At 46.6% G+C, this 5,052-nt stretch carries 4 protein-coding genes; 2 read left to right on the top strand and 2 right to left on the bottom strand.

The window, feature by feature from the left end; all coding sequences use genetic code 11:
* Positions 1-76 precede the first annotated feature (76 nt).
* Complete coding sequence (locus AC1U9U_RS15420) at positions 77-784, top strand: transposase (protein WP_479961441.1); 708 nt, start codon at positions 77-79, stop codon at positions 782-784.
* A gap of 141 nt (positions 785-925) precedes the next feature.
* Here AC1U9U_RS15420 and AC1U9U_RS15425 read toward each other — a convergent pair whose 3' ends face one another.
* Both AC1U9U_RS15425 and AC1U9U_RS15430 read right to left on the bottom strand, forming a co-directional pair.
* A complete protein-coding gene (locus AC1U9U_RS15425; protein WP_479961442.1) occupies positions 926-1,711 on the bottom strand; it encodes an enoyl-CoA hydratase/isomerase family protein in 786 nt (261 codons plus the stop codon).
* 155 nt (positions 1,712-1,866) lie between these two features.
* Entirely contained in the window at positions 1,867-3,930 is a 2,064-nt protein-coding gene (locus tag AC1U9U_RS15430) for an oxidoreductase (protein ID WP_479961443.1), read from the bottom strand.
* A 208-nt stretch (positions 3,931-4,138) separates the two neighbouring features.
* Between AC1U9U_RS15430 and AC1U9U_RS15435 the strand changes: the two genes are divergently transcribed.
* On the top strand, positions 4,139-4,921 hold the full coding sequence (locus tag AC1U9U_RS15435) for an electron transfer flavoprotein subunit beta/FixA family protein (RefSeq protein WP_479961444.1): 783 nt from the start codon (positions 4,139-4,141) through the stop codon (positions 4,919-4,921).
* The last annotated feature ends 131 nt before the right edge of the window (positions 4,922-5,052 follow it).

Genomic DNA, 5,052 nt, shown 5'->3' on the forward strand with positions numbered 1-5,052 from the left:
TATAATTTACCTGAGGTGATAGCCTATGCCACGGAGGCCGAGGGAATTAAGCCCAACGGGTATTTACCATGTCATTATGCGGGGCATAAATAGACAAAGTATTGTTGAAGATAACGAAGATAGGAATAAGCTCATTGAAAGCCTGGCTAGGTTCAAAGAAATAAGCGGCTATAAGATATTTGCATATTGTCTTTTGGACAATCATATCCATATCCTTATTCAGGAGCAGAAGGAGCCTCTTAGTACTTCGATAAAAAGGATTAGTTCTAGTTATGTCTTATGGTTTAATAATAAGTATGAACGAAGTGGACATTTGTTCCAGGAGAGATTTAGGAGTGAAGTCGTCGATAACGACCGATATTTTTTAACAGTACTCCGTTACATTCATCAAAATCCGGTTCAGGCCAAAATAGTAGACAATGTGGCTGAGTATCGATGGAGTAGTTATAAGGAATACATTGCTGATGGTTATCTCGTGGATAAAGAGTATGTCCTGAATATGTTTGCCAACTCGCCTGAAAAAGCCCTTGCTCAATTGATACAATTTCATAAAAAGACTACCCAGGATCATTGTCTTGATGTAGAAGATATTAAAAAAATAGGTGATGAAAAAGTCAGGGAGTTCTTAAAGAGCCAGTGTGGGATAGATGCTTTCAAATTAGGCCATGAGGACAGAGTCAAGCAGGATTCGATTCTGAGAAAATTGAAAGAAATAGAAGGTATTAGTACCAGACAAATAGCACGGATAACCGGAATATCCCATATCCGGGTTTGGCGTGCCTAATCATCCGGAAAATACTAAAGGAAAAGCGGCTAAAGGAGTGCAAGTTTGCACCCCATTAGCCGCGTTACTTTTAGCTTAGAATTTAGAAGTTTTTCAGATGGTGTTACAATCATAGTGAAACAGAGTACCTGTCCCCCTGTTTCACCGTCCGTGGAAGGTTGGTTCGCGTTTTTCAAGGATGGAAGAGACGGCCTCTTTTTTATCCTCTGTGCCCATGCAGAAGGTGGAGCCGGCTTCCTCATACATCAGCCCCACTTCTAAAGGAGCATCGACAGCTAAGTTGATGGCTTTTTTGGCAAAGCGGATGGCATATGGGGGCATATTAGCGATTTTTTCAGCCATCTTCAATGCCTCGATCATTAAATCCTCAGGATCACAAACAATATCCACTAGCCCAATACGGGCAGCCTCTTGGGCATCGATCTTCTCTGCAGTGAAGATAAGGCGTTTAGCTTGGCTGGGTCCCACAGTTCGGGTAAGACGCTGGGTTCCACCCATATCCGGATTCAGTCCAATTCGCACTTCGTTAATGGAGAAAGTGGCCGCGCTGGAAGCAATGCGGATATCCCCACACAAAGCCAGCTCCAAACCACTGCCTACAGTCATACCATTGACTGCCATGATTACGGGCTTGATAAAGCGATCCCAACGGGTGTTTATCCCCTGATAGCGATAGAGATCCCGTGAGATAAAATGAGAATTAAGCTGAGCTAAAAGGGCAAGGTCTGCACCTGCACAGAAAAATTTATCTCCTGCTCCCGTGAAGATAACTACTCGAACAGAATCATCGTAGTGCAGGTCTTCCTGAATGCGCTCTATCTCTTGATAAGTGTCCAAGGTCCAGGAATTTCCCTTATTTGGACGATTTAAGGTAACGATTGCAACGGCACCCTTTTTTTCCACCAAAAAATCATTATAAGTACTCATAAATTAACCCCTTACATTTATTTTTATCTTTGATAAATTTATTCTAAAGACTAAGTAAACCCATTCTTGCTTCTTAACCTTTTTCTCTACATCCAATAGGGAATTATTCGCTGATAATCTCTTTATCAGTGAAACAGAGTACCTGTCCCCCTGTTTCACCCCAGCTTATGTGCGGCATTATAGGCGGCTTGCACTGCATCCATTACTTTGGCAGGCTTATTGACATCTCCGATCTGGTACAAAGTCACATGGTCGGGGAGTTTATCTTTTAAGGCTTTTGTCAGTGCTTGATTGGATACTGAGCCGATGGCCGCAACAACCGTATCGCCGGGTACCAAACTTTCTCCTTCCGGACCCTCTACCAGGACTCCATCGGCACGTACTTCTTTCACCACCGTATTTGTTAGAACCTTAACATTATGCCGTTTAAGATCGGCCAACATTGACCAGCGGGTACTTGAGCCTAAATCTCGTCCCACATGTTTAGCCATTTCAATCAGGGTAACCCGGTTTCTACCCTGGAAAAGGAGTTTTGCTAGGGTTTCGGGGCTTTCCGCCTGATTGACGATTAGGAAGCGTAGGGTTTCCGCGTCAAGGGTTCCTTGATCAGCCAGATAGAGGGCCGTTTCTACACCCACGGACCCGCCACCTATGATCACCACGTTGTTACCGGTCTTTTTGCGGTCGAGAACATCCCAAGCTTGGATAACCGGGGCACCTTGCTCCACTGGGAAGGGGGGATCCATGGGCAGGGCACCGGTGGCGATAACAAGATCCGTAAAGCCCTCCTTCTCTATGCCCTCCAGGACTTTTTCCGGGGTGGCCTCCTGATTGGTGTAGATCATAACTCCCTGCGCCTCACAGATCCTAACCAAGTACTCTGTAAAGCGATTGAAGTCCCGGCGACCGGTTGGTGCGGCAGCAAGGTTAAGCTGCCCTCCAAGGCGGTCGGATTTTTCCCATACTGCCACCTCATGGCCTTGGAGACTGGCCACCCGAGCAAATTCCAGACCGGCAGGGCCGGCCCCCACCACGAGAATCCGTCTGGGGGCGGCATGCCCATCCCCGAGACCACTGCCAATAGCCGAATTCTGCTTATGGCCGGGCTTAAGTTCCGCCTCCCGTCCCGCCTCGGCATTTACCAGACATTTAACCGGTTTTCCCCGGAATATATGATCCAGACAGCCTTGGTTACAGGCTACACAGGGACGGATAGGATAGGGGTCTTTACCCTCAATTTTTATCGGCAGGAACGGGTCGGCAATGAGGGGACGGGCAAATCCTACCAGGTCGGCATCCCCCGTAGAAAGGATATCCCGGGCCAATTCGGGACCGGTTATGCGATTGGAGGCAAAAACCGGGACAGAAACGGCTTGCTTAATTCCGCGGACCAGATAACGGAAAGCGCCGGGGGGGACATTCATAGTAATCTGGGGAACCGTGGTTTCATGCCACCCTCCGGTTACATTGATGGCATCCACTCCGGCATCAGTCAGTGCTTTAGCAAACATTTGAGCCTCAACATTGGTGTGCCCCCCGGGGATAAAATCATTACCGGCAATCCGGGCGATCAAAGGAAAATCCGGTCCTACTGCTTTACGGATCGCGGCGATTACTTCTAAAGCAAAGCGCATCCGATTGGCAAGATTACCACCGTATTCATCCGTTCTTTTGTTGGTTACCGGCGAAAGAAACTCCGAGATCAGGTATCCTGTCCCCGCCAAAATTTCTACCCCGTCAAAACCTGCCTCTTGGGTACGGGCCGCGGCTTGGGCAAACTTTTCGACCAAGTCTTTGATTTCCCCGACGGTCAGCTCGTGGGGGACTTCTTTGGTTAATTTTGAAGGGATGGCCGACGGAGCAACAGGTTGATTTCCGGTTAATAGGGAGGAGGCATAGTTGCCGGCTTGATAAAGCTGGGCCATGACCTTAGCGCCCTCTGCGTGGATGGACTCCGCTAATTTTTGCAGTCCGGGGATAAAGCAGTCATCATCTAACTGAATCATTCCTAAAGTATTCCCCACCTGATCAATTCCGCACCCACCAACGATAATTAGGCCTACACCTCCCCGAGCCCGCAAACGATAGAACTCGACGAGTTGATCGGTGACTTCCCCGTTAGGACAATAGCCCAGATGCATAGCCGGCATTACTATGCGATTTTTCAGTTCTAACTTGCCGATCCGGATAGGTAAAAAAAGAGGATCCGTATTTGACATAAATTGCACCTCCAAAAATGAATGACCATTCATTAGCCAAAGCATACCACGAAAATCAATTTTGGGAAACAATTTATTTTGAATAATCAGACGATTAAATAAATATGAAATATTCTAGAAAAACTATTCCGTTTTGTCCTGCGATCTGATATTATATATTAAAAATGAATGAGTATTCATTCAGGAGGAATCAGAAAGGGGAAACGAGATGAACATATTGGTTTGTTTGAAACAAACATTTGACACCGAGGCCAAGATCGCCATCGATTCACAGGGTCAAATCGACTCGATCGGAGTAAACCTCATCATGAATCCCTATGATGAATTTGCTGTGGAAGAGGGAATCAGGCTTAAAGAAAAATTTGGCGGGGAAGTGACTGTACTAAGTATGGGGGGGCCAAAAGTCAGTGAGGTTCTGCGGACGGCCCTAGCTATGGGAGCGGATAAAGCAGTAGCGATTCAGGATCCCGCTTTAGAGGGCAGTGATGAATATGTAACTGCCGGTGTTCTGGCAAAAGCTGTTCAAAACATTCCCTTCGATATTATCCTTTCCGGACGAATTGCCATTGACGATGGTTCGAGTCAAGTCACAACCCGTTTGGCTGAGCTATTAGGAATTCCTTCGGTTACAACTGCCACAGAGTTGAAAATTGAGGGAATGACTGCTACTGTTACCCGCGATATCGATGGGGGCAGCGAAGTTATCGAAGTGGCACTTCCGGCAGTGATCACAGCCCAAAAAGGATTAAACGAACCACGCTATCCGTCGGTGGCCGGGATTATGAAAGCCAAGAAAAAGGAATTGAAAACCCTTACTCTTGCTGATTTAGGAGTATCACCAGCGGAAGCAGGGACTCAAGGAGCTAAGATGAAAGTCGTCACCATCAGCTTACCTCCTGCCCGGCAAGCCGGGCGATTAATTCAAGGTGAGCCGGCCGAAGCCGTTGCGGAACTGGTTAATGCTCTGATGAATGAGGCAAAAGTAATCTAAGTTAATCAAAAACTATTTAGTGAGAAATAGTGAAGAATCTTTTTCTAAAGCAGATACAAATGAAAATATACAAGAGAGGATTGAGAAAGGATGCCCAAGGGAATTTTAGTTGTACTTGAACAGTATAACGG

Source organism: Desulfitobacterium sp. (assembly GCF_982384815.1).